Source organism: Pandoraea sp. SD6-2, from assembly GCF_000389825.1.
Lineage (GTDB): Bacteria > Pseudomonadota > Gammaproteobacteria > Burkholderiales > Burkholderiaceae > Pandoraea > Pandoraea communis.
Map to the genome: position 1 here is coordinate 390629 of NZ_KB944457.1, position 19554 is coordinate 410182.

18 protein-coding genes, 1 tRNA gene and 2 pseudogenes are annotated in these 19554 nt (G+C 62.8%); 12 read left to right on the plus strand and 9 right to left on the minus strand.

The window, feature by feature from the left end; genetic code table 11:
* Window positions 1-52: 52 nt before the first annotated feature.
* The gene (locus tag C266_RS25000) at window positions 53-700 is read left to right on the plus strand and encodes an RNA pyrophosphohydrolase (protein ID WP_010803935.1); all 648 of its coding nucleotides are present in this window, start codon (window positions 53-55) and stop codon (window positions 698-700) included.
* Between the two features lie 228 nt (window positions 701-928).
* On the plus strand, window positions 929-1414 hold the full coding sequence (locus tag C266_RS25005; protein WP_168162955.1) for a CNP1-like family protein: 486 nt from the start codon (window positions 929-931) through the stop codon (window positions 1412-1414).
* 114 nt (window positions 1415-1528) lie between these two features.
* Here the strand turns inward: C266_RS25005 and proB are convergent, their stop codons facing one another.
* The 4 genes from proB to rplU all read right to left on the minus strand — a co-directional run bounded on the left by proB (window position 1529) and on the right by rplU (window position 4721).
* Window positions 1529-2662, minus strand: a complete 1134-nt coding sequence (gene proB, locus C266_RS25010) for a glutamate 5-kinase (protein ID WP_010803933.1) — start codon at window positions 2660-2662, stop codon at window positions 1529-1531.
* Between the two features lie 168 nt (window positions 2663-2830).
* On the minus strand, window positions 2831-3970 hold the full coding sequence (gene cgtA / locus C266_RS25015; protein WP_010803932.1) for an Obg family GTPase CgtA: 1140 nt from the start codon (window positions 3968-3970) through the stop codon (window positions 2831-2833).
* 150 nt (window positions 3971-4120) lie between these two features.
* Window positions 4121-4381 carry a 50S ribosomal protein L27 gene (rpmA, locus tag C266_RS25020; protein WP_010803931.1) on the minus strand — a complete coding sequence of 87 codons (261 nt, stop codon included), beginning with the start codon at window positions 4379-4381 and terminating at the stop codon, window positions 4121-4123.
* 28 nt (window positions 4382-4409) lie between these two features.
* On the minus strand, window positions 4410-4721 hold the full coding sequence (rplU, locus tag C266_RS25025; protein ID WP_010803930.1) for a 50S ribosomal protein L21: 312 nt from the start codon (window positions 4719-4721) through the stop codon (window positions 4410-4412).
* 276 nt (window positions 4722-4997) lie between these two features.
* On the opposite strand from rplU, the gene ispB reads away from it, so the two are divergent.
* The 9 genes from ispB (at window position 4998) to yacG (ending at window position 12842) form a co-directional block, all read left to right on the plus strand.
* Window positions 4998-5978 carry an octaprenyl diphosphate synthase gene (gene ispB / locus C266_RS25030; protein ID WP_036664345.1) on the plus strand — a complete coding sequence of 327 codons (981 nt, stop codon included), beginning with the start codon at window positions 4998-5000 and terminating at the stop codon, window positions 5976-5978.
* A gap of 22 nt (window positions 5979-6000) precedes the next feature.
* A tRNA-Pro gene (locus tag C266_RS25035) sits at window positions 6001-6077 on the plus strand.
* A 250-nt stretch (window positions 6078-6327) separates the two neighbouring features.
* A complete protein-coding gene (locus C266_RS25045; protein ID WP_081636402.1) occupies window positions 6328-7617 on the plus strand; it encodes an HlyC/CorC family transporter in 1290 nt (429 codons plus the stop codon).
* 113 nt (window positions 7618-7730) lie between these two features.
* Window positions 7731-8957, plus strand: a complete 1227-nt coding sequence (locus tag C266_RS25050; RefSeq protein ID WP_036664347.1) for a GspE/PulE family protein — start codon at window positions 7731-7733, stop codon at window positions 8955-8957.
* Between the two features lie 117 nt (window positions 8958-9074).
* Complete coding sequence (locus C266_RS25055) at window positions 9075-10295, plus strand: type II secretion system F family protein (protein ID WP_010803925.1); 1221 nt, start codon at window positions 9075-9077, stop codon at window positions 10293-10295.
* Window positions 10292-11134, plus strand: a complete 843-nt coding sequence (locus C266_RS25060) for an A24 family peptidase (RefSeq protein WP_010803924.1) — start codon at window positions 10292-10294, stop codon at window positions 11132-11134. The genes C266_RS25055 and C266_RS25060 overlap by 4 nt, the downstream gene beginning before the upstream one ends.
* On the plus strand, window positions 11131-11745 hold the full coding sequence (coaE, locus tag C266_RS25065; RefSeq protein WP_010803923.1) for a dephospho-CoA kinase: 615 nt from the start codon (window positions 11131-11133) through the stop codon (window positions 11743-11745). The genes C266_RS25060 and coaE overlap by 4 nt, the downstream gene beginning before the upstream one ends.
* Before the next feature lie 142 nt (window positions 11746-11887).
* Window positions 11888-12643 (plus strand): cell division protein ZapD, encoded by a 756-nt coding sequence (zapD, locus tag C266_RS25070; protein ID WP_010803922.1) that lies wholly within the window; start codon window positions 11888-11890, stop codon window positions 12641-12643.
* A gap of 4 nt (window positions 12644-12647) precedes the next feature.
* Complete coding sequence (gene yacG / locus C266_RS25075; protein WP_010803921.1) at window positions 12648-12842, plus strand: DNA gyrase inhibitor YacG; 195 nt, start codon at window positions 12648-12650, stop codon at window positions 12840-12842.
* 121 nt (window positions 12843-12963) lie between these two features.
* Here yacG and C266_RS25080 read toward each other — a convergent pair whose 3' ends face one another.
* The 5 genes and pseudogenes from C266_RS25080 to secA all read right to left on the minus strand — a co-directional run.
* Window positions 12964-13398, minus strand: a complete 435-nt coding sequence (locus C266_RS25080) for an NUDIX domain-containing protein (RefSeq protein WP_010803920.1) — start codon at window positions 13396-13398, stop codon at window positions 12964-12966.
* 87 nt (window positions 13399-13485) lie between these two features.
* Entirely contained in the window at window positions 13486-14367 is an 882-nt protein-coding gene (locus C266_RS25085) for an ATP-binding protein (protein ID WP_010803919.1), read from the minus strand.
* A 219-nt stretch (window positions 14368-14586) separates the two neighbouring features.
* Window positions 14587-15816 (minus strand): bifunctional glutamate N-acetyltransferase/amino-acid acetyltransferase ArgJ, encoded by a 1230-nt coding sequence (argJ, locus tag C266_RS25090; RefSeq protein ID WP_010803918.1) that lies wholly within the window; start codon window positions 15814-15816, stop codon window positions 14587-14589.
* A gap of 161 nt (window positions 15817-15977) precedes the next feature.
* Window positions 15978-16067 (minus strand): annotated as a pseudogene (locus C266_RS28485) (SEC-C metal-binding domain-containing protein); the annotation flags it as partial.
* 107 nt (window positions 16068-16174) lie between these two features.
* A pseudogene (gene secA / locus C266_RS25095) lies at window positions 16175-18779 on the minus strand (preprotein translocase subunit SecA); the annotation flags it as partial.
* 304 nt (window positions 18780-19083) lie between these two features.
* Between secA and C266_RS25100 the strand changes: the two are divergent.
* Window positions 19084-19551 (plus strand): DciA family protein, encoded by a 468-nt coding sequence (locus C266_RS25100; RefSeq protein ID WP_010803916.1) that lies wholly within the window; start codon window positions 19084-19086, stop codon window positions 19549-19551.
* Window positions 19552-19554: the final 3 nt, after the last annotated feature.

Genomic DNA, 19554 nt, shown 5'->3' on the forward strand with positions numbered 1-19554 from the left:
GTGATTATCTGTTTATAATCGAAGCAATTTTAAAGGATTCAAGGGTGGTTGTATGCTTGACCGTGAAGGCTTTCGCCCGAACGTCGGCATCATCCTCTTAAACGCACGCAATGAAGTGTTCTGGGGCAAGCGGCTGGGCGAGCACTCCTGGCAGTTCCCGCAAGGCGGCATCAAGTACGGCGAAACGCCTGAACAGGCCATGTTCCGAGAATTGCACGAGGAAACCGGGCTAAAGCCAGAACACGTCAAAATCATCGGTCGCACACGCGACTGGCTGCGTTATGAGGTGCCGGACAAGTTCATCAAGCGCGAAGTGCGCGGACATTACCGGGGCCAGAAGCAAATCTGGTTCCTGCTGCGCATGGTCGGTCGCGATTGCGACATCTGCCTGCGCGCCACCGATCATCCCGAGTTCGACGCCTGGCGTTGGAACGAGTACTGGGTGCCGCTCGACGCAGTCATCGAGTTCAAGCGCGAGGTGTATCAGCTCGCCCTGAACGAGCTATCGCGCTATCTGCGACGCTCGGCCGCACGCGCGCAGCATGACCGGCGGCGGTTTCCGCGCGCCGGCGCCCGGATCGAAGACATGCCGCCCGGCGGCACCGACGCGCATGACGACAGGTGCAACAGCGAGAACTGCGGCGGCCCCGGCGAAGCTGCCGACACCGCCAGCTCGGGCATGCCGCCCCGGGAGCACTGAACCAGGCCGCGGCCGGCTTGTCCCATCATCGGTCGCGGGCGTCATGCCCGCGCCCTTTTTTGACCTGGCGTCCTCCGGGATGCCGCGCGGATTGCCCGCTTTCGTTCATCCGCCGTCCAACCGACTTCTCATCCACATCTCATGCGTCCTTTCTTTGCCCGCCGCGCCCCGCGCCTGGCCGCCCTGGCTCCTCTGGCCGCTCTGGCGCTGATTGCCGGCTGCAGCAGCATGTCGCAACCCGTCCAGGATTTCGACGAATACCTCGCCCAGCAGGAAGCCGCCAAGGGCAAATGGAAGGAAGCGGAGTACGCTCTGCCGACAACGCCGCCGCAAGACGCCGACCTCGTGAGCTTCCCCACCCTGCCGAACGCGACGCTCGACTACGCCATCGACACGAAGTCGGTGCAGGTGACGGATGACGGCGTGGTCCGCTACATCGCGGTGATTCGCAGCAAGCAAGGCGCGCGTAACGTGTCGTACGAAGGCATTCATTGCTCGTCGTTCGAATCGCGTCTGTACGCCACGGCTCGCCCCGACGGCACCTGGATACCGGCGCGCAACAGCGAATGGCGCCCGATCCGGCCGTATGGCGCGACGGCCTATCAGGGCATTCTGTACCGCGATTACCTTTGCCAGGACAAGACACCGGCGGGCAACGCCAAGGCCATCATTCAGGGCTTGCGCTTCCCGACGACCAATCCGACCTACCGCTGAGCGCAGCAGGCGGGTCTCACCTGCCACGCTTCATCGAAAAAAACGCCGGTCACGCATTGCGTGCCGGCGTTTTTCACGTCCGATGCGAGGGGGCTTCCCCCCACCCCGGAGCTCTCAGCGCAGAATCAGATTATCGCGATGAATCAATTCCGGCTCATTCGCAAAGCCCAGCACCTGCTCGATATCGCTGCTCGGGTGACGGCGAATCAGTCGTGTCTCGGAGGCACTGTAGTTGGACAGGCCCCGCGCGACTTCGTGACCAGCTTCGTCCATGCAGGCAATCACCTCCCCGCGCGCAAACGTGCCTTCGACGTCGATCACGCCGATCGGCAACAAGCTCTTGCCCTCTTCCACCAGCTTCTTGCACGCGCCCGCATCGATCACGACACGGCCGCGCACTTGCAAATGGTCGGCCATCCACTGCTTGCGCGCCGTGAGCACCGCCGTACGGGCGACCAATTGCGTGCCGATCGCTTCGCCGCCAGCCAGACGCACGAGCACGTCGGCTTCGCGCCCCGACGCGATCACGGTATGCGCGCCGCTCGTGGCTGCGCGCTTGGCCGCAAGGATCTTGGTCAACATGCCGCCGCGTCCGATGTTGGTCCCGGCACCCCCGGCCATCGCTTCCAGACGCTCGTCCCCCGCTTCGGCCTCGTGCACGAACTCGGCGTCGGGATGCTTACGCGGGTCGGCCGTGTACAGGCCGGATTGATCGGTCAGGATGACGAGCGCGTCGCCGTCGATCAAGTTGGTCACGAGCGCGCCCAGCGTGTCGTTGTCGCCGAACTTGATTTCGTCGGTCACCACCGTGTCGTTCTCGTTGATGATCGGCACCACACCGAGTCGCAACAACGTCAGCAAGGTCGTCCGCGCATTCAGATAGCGTTCGCGGTCTGCCAGATCGGCATGCGTGAGGAGAATCTGCGCGGTTCGCACGCCGTGCTCGGCGAAGCGGGTCTCGTAGACCTGCGCCAGCCCCATCTGGCCCACGGCAGCCGCCGCCTGAAGTTCATCGATGGCCTTCGGGCGACGCGCCCAGCCCAGACGCTGCATTCCCTCGGCAATGGCGCCCGAGCTGACGAGCACCACCTGCTTTGGCGCACGTCCGTCGCCACCGTGCCGCAGCGCGGCGATCTGTTGCGCCCATCGCGCAATGGCAACATCATCCAGACCGCGACCGTCGTTGGTCACGAGACTGGAGCCCACTTTCACCACAAGCCGCTTGGCATCGGCGATGACCGAACGCATGGACCTGGATTCTCCTGCGGATATATTGGGAAGACGGGCCGCTGCAGTCGCCGGGAGGCGGCGGGAAGTGACGTAGGACCGCCCTTCCCTTACATGGCTACAGCAGCCGGTTCACGAGGGGTGACGCGATCTGGCGCGACAGCACCCCGCATTTGAGTGACGAGAAGTTTACGCCTTCGGTGCGTCGTCCGGGGGCGTTTGTGGCGTGTTCTCGGCTGCCGGCTCGGCCGGGGCGGCACTGCCAGCGCGAAAACGCGGGTCCAATGCGGCATCTTCAAGCGCCTCTTCGACGGCACCACGTTGCTGGTAAAGATATTCCTGCACCGCCAGGCACAATTTCTCGCAGCCTTCGCCCGTCAGCGCGGAAATCTCGAACGCGGGGCCACTCCAGCCGAAGCGCGTCTTGAAGTCGGCCACGCGTTCGGCACGCTCCGCTTCGGGCACCATGTCGACCTTGTTGAGCACCAGCCAGCGAGGCTTCTGGAACAGCTCCTCGTCGTACTTCTGCAATTCGAGAACGATGGCCTGTGCATCGACCACCGGGTCGACGCCTTCGTCGAACGGTGCGATATCCACGATATGGAGCAACAGGCCGGTGCGCTGCAAGTGACGCAGGAACTGGTGACCCAGCCCCGCACCTTCCGCAGCGCCTTCGATCAGGCCGGGAATATCGGCGATCACGAAGCTCTTGCCCGGCGCGGTGCGCACGACACCCAGATTCGGGTGCAACGTCGTGAACGGATAATCCGCAATCTTCGGACGTGCATTCGATACCGATGCGATGAATGTCGACTTGCCTGCATTCGGCATGCCGAGCAGACCGACGTCCGCGAGCACCTTCAGCTCAAGCTGGAGCATACGGCGCTCACCGGGCTTGCCATCCGTCTTCTGACGCGGCGCACGGTTCGTGCTCGACTTGAAATGGAGGTTGCCCAGACCACCTGCGCCGCCTTGCGCGAGCACGACTTCCTGACCGTGTTCGGTCAGGTCGGCGATGGTCTCGCCGGTTTCCATATCGCTGATGATGGTGCCGACCGGCATGCGCAGGAAAATGTCCTCGCCGCCTTTGCCGTAGCAATCTGCGCCGCGACCGGATTCGCCGTGCTTCGCCAGATGCTTCTTCGAATAACGGTAATCGATCAGGGTGTTGATGTTGCGATCCGCCACGGCATACACACTGCCGCCGCGACCGCCGTCGCCGCCGTCAGGTCCACCGAACGGCACGAACTTCTCACGGCGCATCGATGCCGAGCCATTGCCGCCATTCCCGGCGATCACCTCGATACGCGCTGCGTCAATGAATTTCATGTGGGTTCGTTCCGCTCAATCGACCGTCCGCAGACGATCCAAATACTGTTCAATGATCCGGCCGGGCGCGCGATGCTTGCGGCGCACAGGCGGGACAAACAAAAAAGGCTCCGCATGAGAGCGGAGCCTTTTGGTGGCAAAAGGCTTAGCTTACGCTGCCGGCACCACGCTAACCACTTGCTTCTTCGCTGCGCCCTTGACGGCGAACTGCACGTGGCCGTCGGCCAGTGCAAACAGCGTGTGGTCCTTACCGATACCGACGTTTTCGCCGGCATGCATACGAGTACCACGTTGGCGAACGATGATGCCGCCAGCCAGGATTGCCTGACCGCCGTACACCTTCACGCCGAGGCGCTTCGACTCAGAATCGCGGCCGTTACGGGACGATCCGCCTGCTTTTTTGTGTGCCATGACTTAACTCCTTACCTAGCTCGATCGATTAGCCGTTGATGCTGTCGATGCGCAGCTCGGTGTAGTTTTGGCGATGGCCTTGACGCTTTTGGTAGTGCTTGCGACGGCGCATCTTGAAAATCTTCACCTTGGGGTGACGACCTTGGGCGATAACGGTAGCCTTGACGGAAGCCCCACTGACCAACGGCGCACCGAACTTAATCGATTCGCCCTCGCCAACGGCGAGAACCTGGTCGATGGTGATTTCAGCGCCAATGTCAGCCGGTATCTGTTCTACTTTGAGCTTTTCGCCAGCAGCAACTTTATATTGCTTACCGCCGGTTTTTATGACCGCGTACATTGTTGAACCTCACTCATAAACAAGAGAATTTCCGCGCCGGCCGAGGGCCCCAAAAGGACTCGACTTACCGGCCGATCACACCGCTGCGGACCGTCATACCGAAGTATTTTCGGACCTGACGCAACGAATGCGCGCACGAAAACCGGGAATTATACAGACTTTCTCCTTTCGAGTCAAAGACTTCCGTGAAACCAGCCTTTACGCGGGGCTGGTCCCCGAAAGTCGCCCCGCGCACTATATAATTTGGGGCGAATTTTTCCTCACCCGAGCCTTGTCTTGACTGCTTCGACTTCTCCCCAGAACGTACTGGCCGCCATCGCCGACGACATGCGTGCCGTCGACCAGCTTATCCGCCACCGGCTGGCCTCCGAGGTGGTCCTGATCAATCAGATCTCGGAATACATCATCAATTCGGGCGGCAAACGGCTGCGTCCGGCATTGCTGCTGCTCGTCGCCGGCGCGCTCGGCGTGAGTTCGCCGCACCGCTTCGAACTGGCCGCGGTCATCGAGTTCATTCACACCTCAACGCTGCTTCACGACGATGTCGTCGACGAATCCGACCTGCGCCGCGGCAAACAGACCGCCAACGCGCTGTTCGGCAATGCGGCGTCGGTGCTCGTGGGCGACTTCCTGTATTCGCGCTCCTTCGAAATGATGGTGAGCGTGGACAACATGCGTGTGATGCAGATTCTTGCGCGCGCAACCAACGTGATCGCCGAAGGCGAAGTGCTGCAGTTGCTGAACATGCATGACCCGGACGTTGACGAAGCGCGCTACCTGCAAGTCATCCAATACAAGACGGCCACGCTGTTCGAAGCGGCCACGCAACTCGCTGCCGTGCTCGCCAATGCCGACGCGCAGACCGAAGCGGCCGTACGTGAATACGGCGGCCGTCTGGGGACGGCGTTCCAGTTGATGGACGATTGGCTCGATTACGCAGGCGACACCGACGCGATGGGCAAGAACGCGGGCGACGACCTGCGCGAGGGCAAGCCGACGCTGCCGCTCATTCATGTGCTGCAACACGGCACGGATGAAGAGCGCGCCCTCGTGCGCGAAGCCATCGAGAATGGCGGCACCGACAAGTTCGAGCCGATCCTCGCGGCAATCACGCGCACGGGCGCACTCGACTACACGCTCGCACGCGCGAAAGAAGAGGCGGATGCGGCAGCGCAAACAATTTCTGCACTCCCCTCTTCCCAATATAAAAATAGCCTGCTAGAATTGTGTTCTTACTCGATAGCGCGACGCACTTAACGGTGAAGCAGCAGTATCGAAGCGGGGTGTAGCTTAGCCTGGTAGAGCGCTACGTTCGGGACGTAGAGGCCGGAGGTTCGAATCCTCTCACCCCGACCAGGATTTACTTTGCTCTCAAGCAAAGCAAAAAAACCGCCGGACGTGTCCGGCGGTTTTTTTATGTCCGGCGCATTTGTTGTCCGTACGGTTCGCACCGTGCCGCCCTGGCGAAGCGGGCTCGAATGTCATGCAGTCCGTCGCATTCGATCTGGCGCATCATGCGCCCCCAGCCCATATGACGGGTGCCTCATCCCCTCTGCTATAGTGGCGACTCATTGCCACCCCACGCGCCATTCGCGCGCCCAAACGCTTGGAAGCCTTGCCCTTATGGGCGCAGATTTGCGCCGTCGCCCTCCTGATCGTCTGCTCGGGATTCTTTTCCATTTCCGAGACGAGCATGATGGCACTCAACCGCCATCGCCTGAAGCATCTGGTACGGATGAACGTCCACGGCGCCCAGGCCACTCAGGGCCTGCTCTCGCGCACTGAAGCGCTGCTCTCCACGATTCTCGTCGGCAACAACGTCATCAATACCGTCGTGCCGGTGCTCACCACATCGATTGCGGTGCGCTATTTCGGTAACGACGCCGTCACGCTGTCGATCGCGACCGCACTCATTGCGCTGCTTATCATCATCTTCGCCGAGATCGGCCCGAAGATCGTAGGGGCTACGTATCCCGAGCGCATCGCGTTACCGGCCAGCACGCTGCTCAAGCCGATCGTGAAAGTGGCCACGCCGCTCGTCTGGGTGCTCAACGGCTTCGTGCGCGGCATGCTGCGCGTGCTGCACATCGATACGCGCCGTGCAGCAAACGAAGCTCGCCTCACCACGGAAGAATTGCGCACCATCGTGCTCGAGGCCGGCAATTACATGCCGACCAAGCCGCGCAGCGTGCTGCTCAATTTGCTCGATCTCGAGAACATCACCATTGACGACGTGATGGTGCCGCGCGCGCGCATTGAGGCGCTCGACATCTCGGCGCCGCTCGACACGATCCTCACGCAACTCGAGACGTGCTATCACAACAAGCTGCCGGTCTATGACGGCGACATCGATCGCATCGTCGGCATTCTTCCGGTACGTCGCACGCTTGCCGCGCTACGACACCCCGACGACCTCACCGTCGACACCTTGCGCGCGCTGCTCGTCGACCCGTACTTCATCCCGAGCGATACGCCGGCGCTGCGCCAGTTGCAGTACTTCCAGGAGAACCACCGGCGCGTAGGGCTGGTCGTTAACGAATACGGCGAAGTCGAAGGGCTGGTCACCACCGAGGACATCATCGAAGAACTCATCGGCGAATTCACGACGAGTGTGCCTGGCACGGGCGGCAGTCGCTCAGGCTGGACGACGAACGACGATTGCCTGGTCAGCGGCGGCGTGGGACTGCGCGATCTGAACCGGCGATTGAATCTGCATCTGCCGACCGACGGCCCGAAGACCCTCAACGGCCTGATCCTGGAAGTGCTACGCGAGATTCCCGAAGCCGCCGTCAGCTTGGAAATCGGCGGTGTGCGCATGGAAATCGTGCAAATCGACAATCAGGCCATCAAGATGGTGCGTCTGTTCAAGCCGGCCGCACGCTCGCCGCACGATTGAGCCGCACTCGCTCACTGCCAGTGACATCGCCCCATTTTTCGGGCAATTCCGATTGAGCCGCCCCAGGGTTTTGACGAGACTGAAGCTTCACCCAGTCCTCGCCAAACCCTGTCATGTCATTTCACGCATCCGAATCCGCAGACCGGGCGCGCACAGTCGATAGCCACGCGACTGTGCCGGTCACTGCCGGGCCGCTCACCGCACCACTCACCACGTCACGCAGCGCTGCTACGCCGTTACAGTTCCTCGAGCAGATGCTGAGTGAAGCCATTCGGACAGGTGCGTCCGACGTGCATTTCGAACCGATGGCGCAACGCTTTCGCATTCGGCTGCGCATCGATGGCGTTCTGCAAGAGCACCGCGACGTGCCCATGCCGTGGCGCGACATGCTCGTCTCGCGTATCAAGGTGCTCGCCAATCTGGATATTGCACAGAAGCGTCTGCCTCAGGACGGACGTATGGTGTGGCGCGAAGCGGGCGAACCGGTCGAGTGCCGCGTCAGCGCGCTGCCGACGCTGCACGGCGAAAAGGTGGTCGTGCGCTTGCTCGACGGCGCGAAGGTCCCGCTCTCGCTGGAAGGTCTCGGGTACACACCGAAGCAGTACCTTGCACTCGCCCGCGCGATCGCTCAACCGCACGGCATGATTCTGCTAACCGGCCCGACGGGCAGCGGCAAGACGGTCTCGCTCTACAGTTGCCTGCGGCGGCTCAACGACACGTCGCGCAACATCGTCACCATCGAAGACCCGGTGGAAATTCGCTTGCCGGGTATCACGCAGGTCAATCTCAACGAACGTGCCGGGCTCGACTTTGCAACGGCTCTGCGCGCGTTTCTGCGGCAGGACCCGGACGTGCTCGTCGTTGGCGAAATCCGCGATCCGCAAACCGCCGAGATCGCCGTGCAGGCAGCACAGACCGGACACCTCGTCTTCGCGACCGTTCACGCGAACGACGCGCCCAGCACACTCGCCCGGCTATTCGACCTCGGGGTTGCGCCATTCAATCTTTCGTCGACGCTGCTGGTCATCAGCGCACAGCGGTTGCTCCGAAGACGCTGCCCGGCGGGTTGCGAGCCCGGTACTGCATCCGAAGGCACGGCACCGCCCGGACATCGCTGCATGCGCTGTCATGGCACTGGCTTTGCCGGGCGCATCGGTGCCTTTCAGGTAATGCCGATCAGCGCGACACAGGCGATCAACATTGCGCAGGGCCGTAGCCCACATGAACTTGCGGCACAAGCCCAAAGCGAAGGCGTTATGACATTGCGCGAAGCCGGACTCTGGCATGCCGCAGCAGGCACGGTCAGCGAGGAGGATGTCGATGCGACAACGCCTGCCTGACTCACGCTCGCAACATGCATGGCACCGCGCACCGCCTGCCTCGTCATGCACAACGCGCCGGCGTTCAATGGAAGTGCATCGATCTCGGCCGCTCACCTTATCGAAGAGGAATAGGCCATGCCATCGATGACGCACTCCCGCCGCTGGCAATGGCAAGGTACGGATGCCGATGGGCGGCGTTGCCGCGGAGAAGTGATTGCTCCCGGCGAAGCTGTTGCGCGCCTGATGCTTCGCGACCAGCGTCTGACCATCACGCATATCCGTGCGGGCCGCAGACACACGCCGGCGGGGCGAGTCGGCGCGGCAGACGCCACCGACCTCGTCCGGCGTCTTGCCACGTTACTGGGTACGGGCGTGCCACTCACGGCCGCACTCGACGTGCTCGCCCGCGGCGCCCATACACGAGGGCTCAAACGGCTGGCCTCTGCCGTCGGGTCGGACGTCGCGCAAGGGCATCCGTTAGCGCAAGCCATGGCACGAACCAGCCACCGATTCAGCAGCGTCGACTGTCAACTGATCGCCGCCGGAGAATTGAGCGGTCAGCTTGGCCCGACGCTGGCGCGGCTTAGCGCGCAATACGACCACACACGAGCCGTAAAGGAGAAGCTCCAGCGTGCGCTTGCCTATCCGTCGACGGTGCTAGTGGTTGCCGTCACCGTCGTGATCGCGCTGCTGCAATGGGTGATCCCGGAGTTCGAGCGGCTATTCGCCAGCGCCGCCGGTGGCGGCGTGCCGTTGCCGCCCCTCACCCGGTGGCTCATCGACATGTCACGCGCCTCGCTGACCAACGGGCCGTGGCTGCTGGCCGGTCTCGGCGCGACGGGGTTAGTCGTCACGGCGGCATGGCGTCGCAGCGCGCGCATACGGCGGCTACGGGATCGTCTGATATTGCGGCTACCGGGCGCTGGCCGGATCATTCGCATGATGAGCGCCGCGAGGTGGGCCAGAACCCTCGGCACACTGGTCGACGCAGGCGTCGCGCTGCCCGATGCGATGGACGCCGCCGCGAGCGCATGCGGCAACCTCGTCATGCAGCAAGCGGCACACGACGTGCATCGGGCGGTTGCCCGCGGCGCACGACTCGCAAGCTCGCTCGAAGCCCACACGCGTTGGCCGCTGGTGATCGCTCAACTGGTCGTGGTTGGGGAGGAATCGGGTACACTCGGGCGCATGCTCAACCAGGCCGCCGGCCTGCTCGACGAAGAGGCCTCGCATGCGCTGGTCAGTGCCTGCGCGACGCTGGAACCCATGATGATTACGTTTCTTGGACTGCTGATCGGTGGCATGGTCCTCGCCATGTACCTGCCGATGTTTCAACTCGGATACGGTGTCGCATGAACGGTGACGCAGAACTGCTTCTTGTCGACTGGCTAGCGCAACTGGAACCTCACTGGCGCCTTTTGCTGTTCGCGGCGTTGGGCATCGTCGCCGGGCTCGGCCTCGATGTCGTCGTGCGGCGCGTGCCGCTCGCCGTCGAACAGGCTTGGCTCGAAGAGATGCAGGCCACCGATGCAACCGGCACCCCACCGCTTCACGCCCCCTCGCATCCGGCCGCCCTGCCGTCTGCCGCGATGACGCGGGCGGGTTCTCTCGCCTCGCCACACCTCGCGCGACTTGATACTGCCCCGTCACGCCGCTGGCAGCTATCGCTACTAAGCAGCGTGCTCAGTGCCGCGATCAGTTGGCGCTTCGGCCCGACCTGGCAGAGTATCGGTGCACTCGGGCTTGTCTGGACACTGATCGCGCTCGCCTACATCGACTACGACACACAACTCCTGCCCGACATGCTGACGCTGCCCTTGCTCTGGGCCGGACTGCTCTGCAACCTCGGTCACTGGTTCGCCGCACTGCCTGCGGCGGTCGTTGGCGCCGCCGCGGGCTACATGAGCCTGTGGGCGTTGTATTGGGTGTACTGGTGGCTGCGTCGCCGCGAAGGCATGGGTTTCGGCGACTTCAAACTCTATGCGGCGCTGGGTGCGTGGTTCGGCTGGACGGCGTTATTGCAAATCCTCACGCTCGCTTGCCTGCTGGCGATCGTTGTGGCCGGCGGCGCATGGATCGCCAGACGCCTGCGTGGCGACCAGATGTTTCCGTTCGGCGCTTTTCTCGCAGCGGCGGGCATCGCTACGCTGTTCTGCGGCAACGGTCTGATGATCTGGATCGGAGGAACTCCATGACTTACGCCATCGGCCTGACCGGCGGCATCGGCAGCGGCAAGACGACCGTCGCCAATCTGTTCGCCACCCATGGCATCGCCATCATCGACACCGACGCCATCGCGCACAGCATCACGGCACCGGGGGGCGCCGCCATGCCCGCGATCCGGCGCGAGTTCGGCGACGCCTTTGTCGCCCCGGACGGCTCGCTCGACCGCGCACGCATGCGCGAGGCGGTCTTCACCGACGACGCGGCAAGAGCGCGTTTAGAGGCGATTACCCATCCGCTGATTCGCACTGAGTGTGAGCGTGCCGCCGCCGAGGCAGAAGGGCCATATCTGATTTTCGTCGTACCGCTGCTTGTGGAGTCCGGTACGTGGCGCGAGCGGGTACAGCGGGTGCTCGTCGTCGACTGCACCGAGGAAACGCAGATCGCGCGAGTGGTGTCCCGTAACCGCTTCACACGTGAGCAGGTGCAGGCGATCATGGCGCGGCAGGCCACCCGCGCGCAACGGCTCACTGCGGCCGACGACGTCATCGACAACGATGTTCAGCACGCACCGCTGGCGCCACAGGTCGACCGTTTGCATGCGGCTTATCTGAAGCTCGCGGCGCAGGTGGAGGGCAATTAATCGACGTTGGCGGCCGCGTTTCCTGCGTAACTGACGCACATCGCCTTCGATTGAGCGCCCACTCGCGTTGCACCCCGACAGATTCCGGCATTAGAATGTCGCCATTACGCTGAAAAGCGCCAACTCTCTTGGGCCAACGCGCTTGATCCTGTACGAATATCCGCTCAACGAACGCATTCGCACGCTGCTTCGGCTAGAAGAGCTGTTCGGGCGCTTTGCCTTTTTCGTCGGACAGGATCAGCCGCTCGATCACCATGCGGCGCTGATCACGATGTTCGAGATTGCCGACATCGCCGGGCGCACCGACCTGAAGAACGATCTGGTCAAGGAACTCGACCGGCAGCGTCAAACGCTTCACACCTATCGCGGCAATCCCGATATCGCCTCCGACGCGCTCGAGCAGTTCATCGGCGAAGTCGAGCTGGCGATCGCGAACCTCAACCAGATTCCCGGCAAACCCGGCCAGCACCTGAACGACAACGAATGGCTTGCAAGCATCCGTAGCCGCTCGGTGATCCCAGGTGGCACGTGCCGTTTCGATCTGCCGTCGTATTACGCGTGGCGTCACAATGACGCAGAACAGCGCCGTCACGACATCGACAAATGGATCGGCCCGCTGCTTCCGCTGCGTGAGGCCATTGGCATCGTGCTGGGCCTCGCTCGCGAGTCTGGCCACGCCAGCAAGGCGATGGCACAGCAAGGCAGCTATCAGCAAATGCTGACCGGACGCGTCTATCAGCTCATGCAAGTGCGTGTCGCGGCCGATCTGCGCGTCATTCCCGAAGCCAGCGCCAACAAGTACATGCTGTGGGTGCGCTTCACGACGCAGGACGGCGATCTGAAGCCGCGTCCCGTCGACAGCGACGTGCCGTTCCTGCTGACGCTCTGCAATCTTTAAGACCATGACGACGGTCATTAACTGTCCGACCTGCGGCAAGAAGGTGGTATGGGGACCGCAGGCCAAGTTCCGCCCGTTCTGCTCCGAGCGTTGCAAGCAGATCGACATGGGTGCCTGGGCGGCCGAGAAGTACACGATCCCCGCCGAATCGCCGGACGATCCGTCGCAGGACGCACCGCTCGATCCGACACAGCGTTAAGCCGGACGGTCACTCGGAAGCGAAATCCGTCGAACCTAATGAAAAAGGCACCCTCACGGGTGCCTTTTTTCATTTCGGGAAGCGCCTCTCGTCGCCGGCCCGCCGGCAACGCCCGTCCTCGTTATAATTTCGCCGCCAACTCCTCGGCGAGCCACGTCAACGGCGGTAGCGCGGCCGGTAGCAGCGGCTCAACGCTCACCGGCGGGCGCTCCCACGCCAGCGCCTGACCTTCCTTGCCGTGGGGCTCCCCCTGCCATGCCGTCACCTTGCAGAAATGTAGACGGACATACGCATGCGGGTAATCGTGTTCGAGAACGCGCCACGGCGCGCAACGCTGCACCGTCACGCCGAGTTCCTCATGCAGTTCGCGCGCCAGCGCCGCAGCCACCGACTCGCCCGCTTCGAGCTTGCCTCCCGGGAACTCCCAGTAGCCCGCATACGGCTTCCCCGCAGGACGCTGCCCGAGGAGCACCGAGCCATCCGGGCGCACCATCACACCAACGGCCACTTCCGTGACGGGACGCCCATCGGGCGCAAATCGTTTCGAGTCTGTCATATCACTGCACAATGCCTGCGGAATTTCCTGACTGGCAATCGGACGGGTACGGCCCTTTGGCACGCCCCCCACCCGTTTGCCGGATCGTTACGATGCGTGCGACGCACCACGCTGTTTGCCCGCCCAATCGCGGGCAAACTGAAACGCCACGCGGCCTGAACGCGAACCACGCTCCAGCGCCCAGATCAGCGCGTCGTGACGCGCACTCTCCGTCTCGCCGGCCGGCACACCGAAGTGCTGCAGCCAGTGGCTGACAATCGTTAGATAGTCATCTTGCTTGAATGGGTAAAAGCTCACCCACAGCCCGAAACGCTCCGACAGCGAGATCTTTTCCTCGATCACTTCGCCCGGATGAATCTCACCGTCTTCGGTGTGGCGATAGCTCTCGTTGTCCTTCATGTACTCGGGCAACAGGTGACGGCGGTTCGACGTGGCGTAGATCAGCACATTGTCCGACTGCGCGGCGACCGAGCCATCGAGCGCGACTTTCAGCGCCTTGTAGCCCGACTCACCGTCTTCGAACGACAGGTCGTCGCAAAACACCACGAAACGCTCGGGACGCTGCGAAATCAGGTCGACGATATCGCCCAGATCGACCAGATCGTCCTTGTCGACTTCGATCAGACGCAGGCCTTCCGAGGCGTATTGGTTCAGGCATGCCTTGATCAGCGACGACTTGCCCGTGCCGCGCGCACCGGTGAGCAACACGTTGTTGGCGGGCTCACCGCGCACGAACTGGCGCGTATTCTGCTCGATCAGCCCCTTCTGGCGCTCGATGTTCTGCAGATCGCCCAGCGTAATCTCGGATACGTGCGCCACCGGTTGCAGGAAGCCACGCCCCTGCTTCTTGCGCCAACGAAACGCCATCGCGGCGCTCCAGTTGATCTCGGGGGCGGCCGGGGGCAACATCGCCTCCAACCGAGCCAGCACGCCTTCCGCGCGCGTCAGGAATTGCTCCAGTTTGTCCATGCTTCGAAATCCCCGCGCCGCTGATGGGCGCCTGTGTCGATGCTTCGTCTGTTATGGTTTCCCTTCGCTTTGCGCCACGGTGCTTTTGCCACCTGCCGGCGACGCGCCGACACTGCTGGTCACGTCTGCCGGCGCGTGGCCGATGCCGGTCCGGCATCGGCCCTCTGCGCCGACGGCCCACGCCCCCGGTTGGGAGGTGCGCGGCCGTCGCGTCAGGGCTCAGGAACGGTAATCTGCGTTGATGCTCACGTAGTCGTGCGAAAGGTCGCACGTCCACAAGGTCGTGGCAGCGTCGCCGCGGCCGAGCACTACACGTACCGTGATCTCGCTTTGCTTCATCACGCGTTGGCCATCTTCCTCGCGGTAGTCGGCGTTGCGGCCACCCGCGCGGGCGACCAGCACGTCGTCCAGATAAAGGTCGATCTTGCTGACGTCGAGGTCGTCCACGCCGGCATAGCCGATCGCGGCCAGGATACGGCCCAGATTCGGATCGGATGCGAAAAACGCGGTCTTCACCAGCGGCGAATGGCCGATAGCATAGGCGATCTGACGGCACTCGGCCACGTCACGCCCCCCTTCGACCTTCACGGTGATGAACTTGGTCGCCCCCTCGCCGTCGCGCACGATGAGTTGTGCCAGTTCCTGCGAGATCGACAGCAGGGCATCGCGGAATGCGGCAAAGGCCGGGGTGTCCGTGCTGGCAATTTCCGGCAGGTCGGTCTGGCCCGTAGCCGCGACGATGAACGAGTCGTTGGTCGACGTATCGCCATCGATCGTGATGGCGTTGAACGAACGGTCCGCGACGTACTTCACGAGCGCATCGAGCACCGGTTGCGCCACGCGCGCGTTGGTGCCAACGAAACCGAGCATGGTCGCCATGTTCGGCTTGATCATGCCGGCGCCCTTGCTGATACCCGTGAGGACGATGGACTTGCCGTCGATCAGAATTTCGCGTGACGCGGCCTTCGGCAGCGTGTCGGTCGTCATGATCGATTGGGCCGCCTCGTACCAATGCGCAGGCGCCAGATTGGCGATGGCCTGCGGCAGACCGGCAACCAGGCGGTCGACCGGCAGCGGCTCGAGAATCACGCCCGTCGAGAACGGCAGAATCTGGTTCGGCGCGACCGACAGCAACTCAGCCAGTGCGTTGCACGTCGCACGCGTAGCGGCCATGCCCGGCTCGCCGGTACCGGCGTTGGCATTCCCCGTGTTGACGACGAGCGCGCGAATACCTGCATGCGCAGCCAGGTGCTCTTTACACACCGTCACCGGCGCGGCGCAAAAGCGATTCAACGTGAAAACGCCGGAGACCGTGCTACCGGCGGCCAGTCGCATGACCAGCACGTCCTTGCGGTTCGGCTTACGGATATTGGCTTCGGCCCAGCCCAGTTCGACGCCGGGAATGGCGCGCAGCTGGGAGGCTTCGATCGAGGGGAAATTGACGGCCATGAGGGTTCGCCCGCGAGAGGTAAGGGTTGCAGCTCCCGCCCTGGCGATGTCGGCACGACACTCCGCCGGGGCGGCGGTTGATCGGTGCGGCCGGTTGAAAACCCGGCGCTACAAACGACGCGGCGCCGATTGAGTCGGCGCCGCGTCGATCGGTTCACATCTTAAGACAGTTTGCCGTGGCAGTGCTTGAATTTCTTACCGCTGCCGCACGGGCACGGATCGTTGCGGCCGACCTTCGGCAACAACTCGCCATCCACCGCCGCTGCTGCTGCGCTCGCCGCGTGAGCGAGTGCCGCGACCACCGGACGACCTGCGTCCTCGTCGATCTCGCCTTCGCCGCCCACGGTCTCGAGTTCGTCGTGCTTGAACTCGATGTTGATCAGACCGCCGGCACTGTCGTCGAGCGACTCGGTTGCCTGCTCAAGCTCTTCTTGCGACTGAATACGCACGTTCATGATGACGCGCGTGACCTCCAGCTTGATGGTCTCGAGCAACTGAGCGAACAGTTCGAACGCTTCGCGTTTGTATTCCTGCTTCGGATTCTTCTGCGCATAGCCGCGCAGATGGATGCCCTGACGCAGGTGATCCAGCGCCGCCAGATGCTCACGCCAGTTCGAATCCACACTCTGAAGCATGACCGAGCGTTCGAAACCGGAGAACGACTCGCGTCCCACCAGTTCGACCTTGGCGTTGTAGGACGCTTCGGCCGCGTCCATCACTTCCTTGACGATATCCTCGTCGTCGATCTCGTCCGCACCTTCGATGCGCGACTGCAGCGGCAAGTCGAGCTGCCACTCTTCGCGCAGCGTCGTCTCCAGCCCCTTCAGATCCCACTGCTCTTCCACGGTGCCCACCGGCACGTAGGTGCGCGCCAGATCCTCGAACACGCTCTGACGCATGCCCGCGATGGTTTCCGAGACGTCATTCGCTTCGAGCAATTCGTTACGCTGCTGGTAGATCACCTTGCGCTGATCGTTGGCAACGTCGTCGTACTCCAGCAGTTGCTTACGCACGTCGAAGTTACGCGCTTCCACCTTGCGTTGCGCCGACTCGATCGAGCGCGTGACGATGCCCGCTTCGATGGCTTCGCCTTCCGGCATCTTCAGACGATCCATGATCGCGCGCACGCGGTCACCCGCGAAAATGCGCAGCAGCGGATCTTCCAGCGAGAGATAGAAGCGCGACGAACCCGGATCGCCCTGACGGCCCGAACGGCCGCGCAACTGATTGTCGATACGACGCGATTCGTGGCGCTCGGTGCCGATGATGTGCAGGCCGCCAGCGGTTTTCACCTGCTCGTGCAGACCTTGCCACTCGTCCTGCAATTGCTTGATGCGAGCGGCCTTGTCGGCGTCGGACAGCGCGGCATCCACTTCGATGAAGCTCGATTGCTTCTCGACGTTACCGCCCAGCACGATGTCGGTACCGCGACCGGCCATGTTCGTGGCGATAGTAATCACGCCCGGACGGCCCGCCTGCGCCACGATCTCGGCTTCGCGCTCGTGCTGCTTCGCGTTGAGCACCTGATGCGGCAGCTTTTCACGCGTGAGCAACTGCGAGAGGTATTCGGACGTTTCGATCGACGTCGTGCCTACCAGCACCGGCTGGCCACGCTCCACGCAATCGCGAATGTCCTTGATGACGGCGTCGTACTTCTCCTTGGCCGTCTTGTAAATCTGGTCCTGACGGTCGATCCGCTTGGGGGGGCGGTTCGTCGGGATCACCACCGTCTCGAGACGGTAGATTTCGTTGAATTCAAACGCTTCGGTATCCGCCGTACCCGTCATGCCCGAGAGCTTGGCGTACATGCGGAAGTAATTCTGGAAGGTGATCGAGGCGAGCGTCTGGTTCTCGTGCTGGATCGAGACGCGCTCCTTCGCTTCCACCGCCTGATGCAAACCTTCCGACCAGCGGCGGCCAGCCATCAGTCGGCCGGTGAATTCGTCGACGATGACGATCTCGTCGTTTTGCACCACGTAGTGCTGGTCCTTGTGGAACAGCGTGTGCGCGCGCAGTGCGGCATACACGTGATGCATGAGCGTGATGTTCTGCGGCGCGTAGAGGCTATCGCCCTCGGCGATCATGCCCCACTCGGCAAGCAGTTGCTCGGCCTTCTCGTGGCCGCGCTCGGTCAGGAACACTTGACGCGCCTTCTCGTCGAGCGTGTAGTCGCCCGGCACTTCGACGCCCGTGCCGTCCGACTTCTCTTCACCGATCTGACGCTCGAGCATCGCGGGCAGGCGATCCATCTTCACGTACAGTTCGGTGTGATCCTCGGCTTGGCCGGAGATGATGAGCGGCGTACGCGCCTCGTCGATCAGGATCGAGTCCACTTCGTCGACGATGGCGTAGTTGAGCGTACGCTGCACGCGCTGCTCGGTCTCGTAGACCATGTTATCGCGCAGGTAATCGAAGCCGAACTCGTTGTTCGTGCCGTACGTGATGTCGGCCGCGTAAGCCGTCTGCTTCTGATCGTGCGGCATCTGCGACAGGTTGATACCCACCGACAGGCCCAGGAAGTTGTACAGACGCGCCATCCACTCGGCGTCGCGCTGCGCCAGATAATCGTTGACGGTCACCACGTGCACACCCTGGCCCGAGAGTGCATTCAGATAGGCGGGCAGCGTCGCAACGAGCGTCTTGCCTTCACCCGTGCGCATTTCGGCGATCTTGCCGAAGTGCAGCACCATGCCACCGATCAACTGGACATCGAAGTGGCGCATTTTGAGAACGCGCTTGCCGGCTTCACGGCACACCGCAAAGGCTTCGACGAGCAACGAATCTATGGTCGCCCCCTGGGCGATGCGTTGCTTGAATTCCTCGGTCTTGCCGCGCAGTTGCTCATCGCTCAGTTCGGCGATCTGCGGCTCGAGGGCGTTAATCGCCGTGACGGTTTTCTGGTACTGCTTGATGAGCCGCTGGTTGCGGCTGCCAAATACTTTTTTGAGAAGACCGGGAATCATCGGATCACTGGTTAGGGCGGCAAATGTCGATCGCAATCGCACAGCCTGTCATCGGGTGGAGCACGCACTCCGGCGCCATGCCCCGGAAATGCCAACCGCCCGATGCGCCTGCGCGCTGCGGGTCACCGGTGTTTGGCACGCTGGCCTCACTCCGGTTCGATACCTGTACTGAAAAATGGATTCTAGCATGCTGCGGTTACACGTCCCGGCGGTACCCAACGCCGGCAATCCGGTGATTTCACGGGCCGGGCAGAGGTGACGCCCGATGGCGGGGTAAAATATGCGGCGACATCTGTCTCATCATATGAAACGACCCAAAGCAAATCGCGTCGCCCGCCCCCTGACTACCCTCCTGTCCGCATCCGACGGCGCCGGTTCGCTGCTGGTCGCCGCCGAACAGTTGGGCCGACTGGAGCGGGACGTTCATGCGTTGCTGCCCCCCGCGCTTACCGCCAGTGTGAAGGTCACACCGCCGCGCGAGGGAGCGCTGGTCTTTCTCGTCGCCAACAATGCGCTGGCCGCACGTCTGCGCCAGCAGACGCCGTCATTGATTGACGGCCTCGCCAAACGCGGCTGGCTGATTCGTACGATCCGGATCCGGGTCAGCATCGCCGCCCCCGAACCCCAGAAGCCGCCCAAGGAGGCCCGGCTGCCTCGGCAAGGGCTCGTCAGTCTGCGAGACCTGCGCGACGCACTGGAGCCCTCGCCGCTGCGCGACGCCCTCGCCCGTCTCGTCGCCCGTCATTCATACGGCGGGTCGCGCAAGCCGTAAGAG

Excerpts from the sequence above, each read along its gene's own strand:
- C266_RS25000 (WP_010803935.1), top strand. The coding sequence starts at position 53 with ATGCTTGACCGTGAAGGCTTTCGCCCGAACGTCGGCATCATCCTCTTA.
- C266_RS25005 (WP_168162955.1), top strand. The coding sequence starts at position 929 with ATGTCGCAACCCGTCCAGGATTTCGACGAATACCTCGCCCAGCAGGAA.
- proB (WP_010803933.1), bottom strand. The coding sequence starts at position 2,662 with ATGCGTTCGGTCATCGCCGATGCCAAGCGGCTTGTGGTGAAAGTGGGC.
- cgtA (WP_010803932.1), bottom strand. The coding sequence starts at position 3,970 with ATGAAATTCATTGACGCAGCGCGTATCGAGGTGATCGCCGGGAATGGC.
- rpmA (WP_010803931.1), bottom strand. The coding sequence starts at position 4,381 with ATGGCACACAAAAAAGCAGGCGGATCGTCCCGTAACGGCCGCGATTCT.
- rplU (WP_010803930.1), bottom strand. The coding sequence starts at position 4,721 with ATGTACGCGGTCATAAAAACCGGCGGTAAGCAATATAAAGTTGCTGCT.
- C266_RS25050 (WP_036664347.1), top strand. The coding sequence starts at position 7,731 with ATGTCATTTCACGCATCCGAATCCGCAGACCGGGCGCGCACAGTCGAT.
- C266_RS25055 (WP_010803925.1), top strand. The coding sequence starts at position 9,075 with ATGCCATCGATGACGCACTCCCGCCGCTGGCAATGGCAAGGTACGGAT.
- C266_RS25060 (WP_010803924.1), top strand. The coding sequence starts at position 10,292 with ATGAACGGTGACGCAGAACTGCTTCTTGTCGACTGGCTAGCGCAACTG.
- coaE (WP_010803923.1), top strand. The coding sequence starts at position 11,131 with ATGACTTACGCCATCGGCCTGACCGGCGGCATCGGCAGCGGCAAGACG.
- yacG (WP_010803921.1), top strand. The coding sequence starts at position 12,648 with ATGACGACGGTCATTAACTGTCCGACCTGCGGCAAGAAGGTGGTATGG.
- C266_RS25080 (WP_010803920.1), bottom strand. The coding sequence starts at position 13,398 with ATGACAGACTCGAAACGATTTGCGCCCGATGGGCGTCCCGTCACGGAA.
- C266_RS25085 (WP_010803919.1), bottom strand. The coding sequence starts at position 14,367 with ATGGACAAACTGGAGCAATTCCTGACGCGCGCGGAAGGCGTGCTGGCT.
- argJ (WP_010803918.1), bottom strand. The coding sequence starts at position 15,816 with ATGGCCGTCAATTTCCCCTCGATCGAAGCCTCCCAGCTGCGCGCCATT.
- C266_RS25100 (WP_010803916.1), top strand. The coding sequence starts at position 19,084 with ATGAAACGACCCAAAGCAAATCGCGTCGCCCGCCCCCTGACTACCCTC.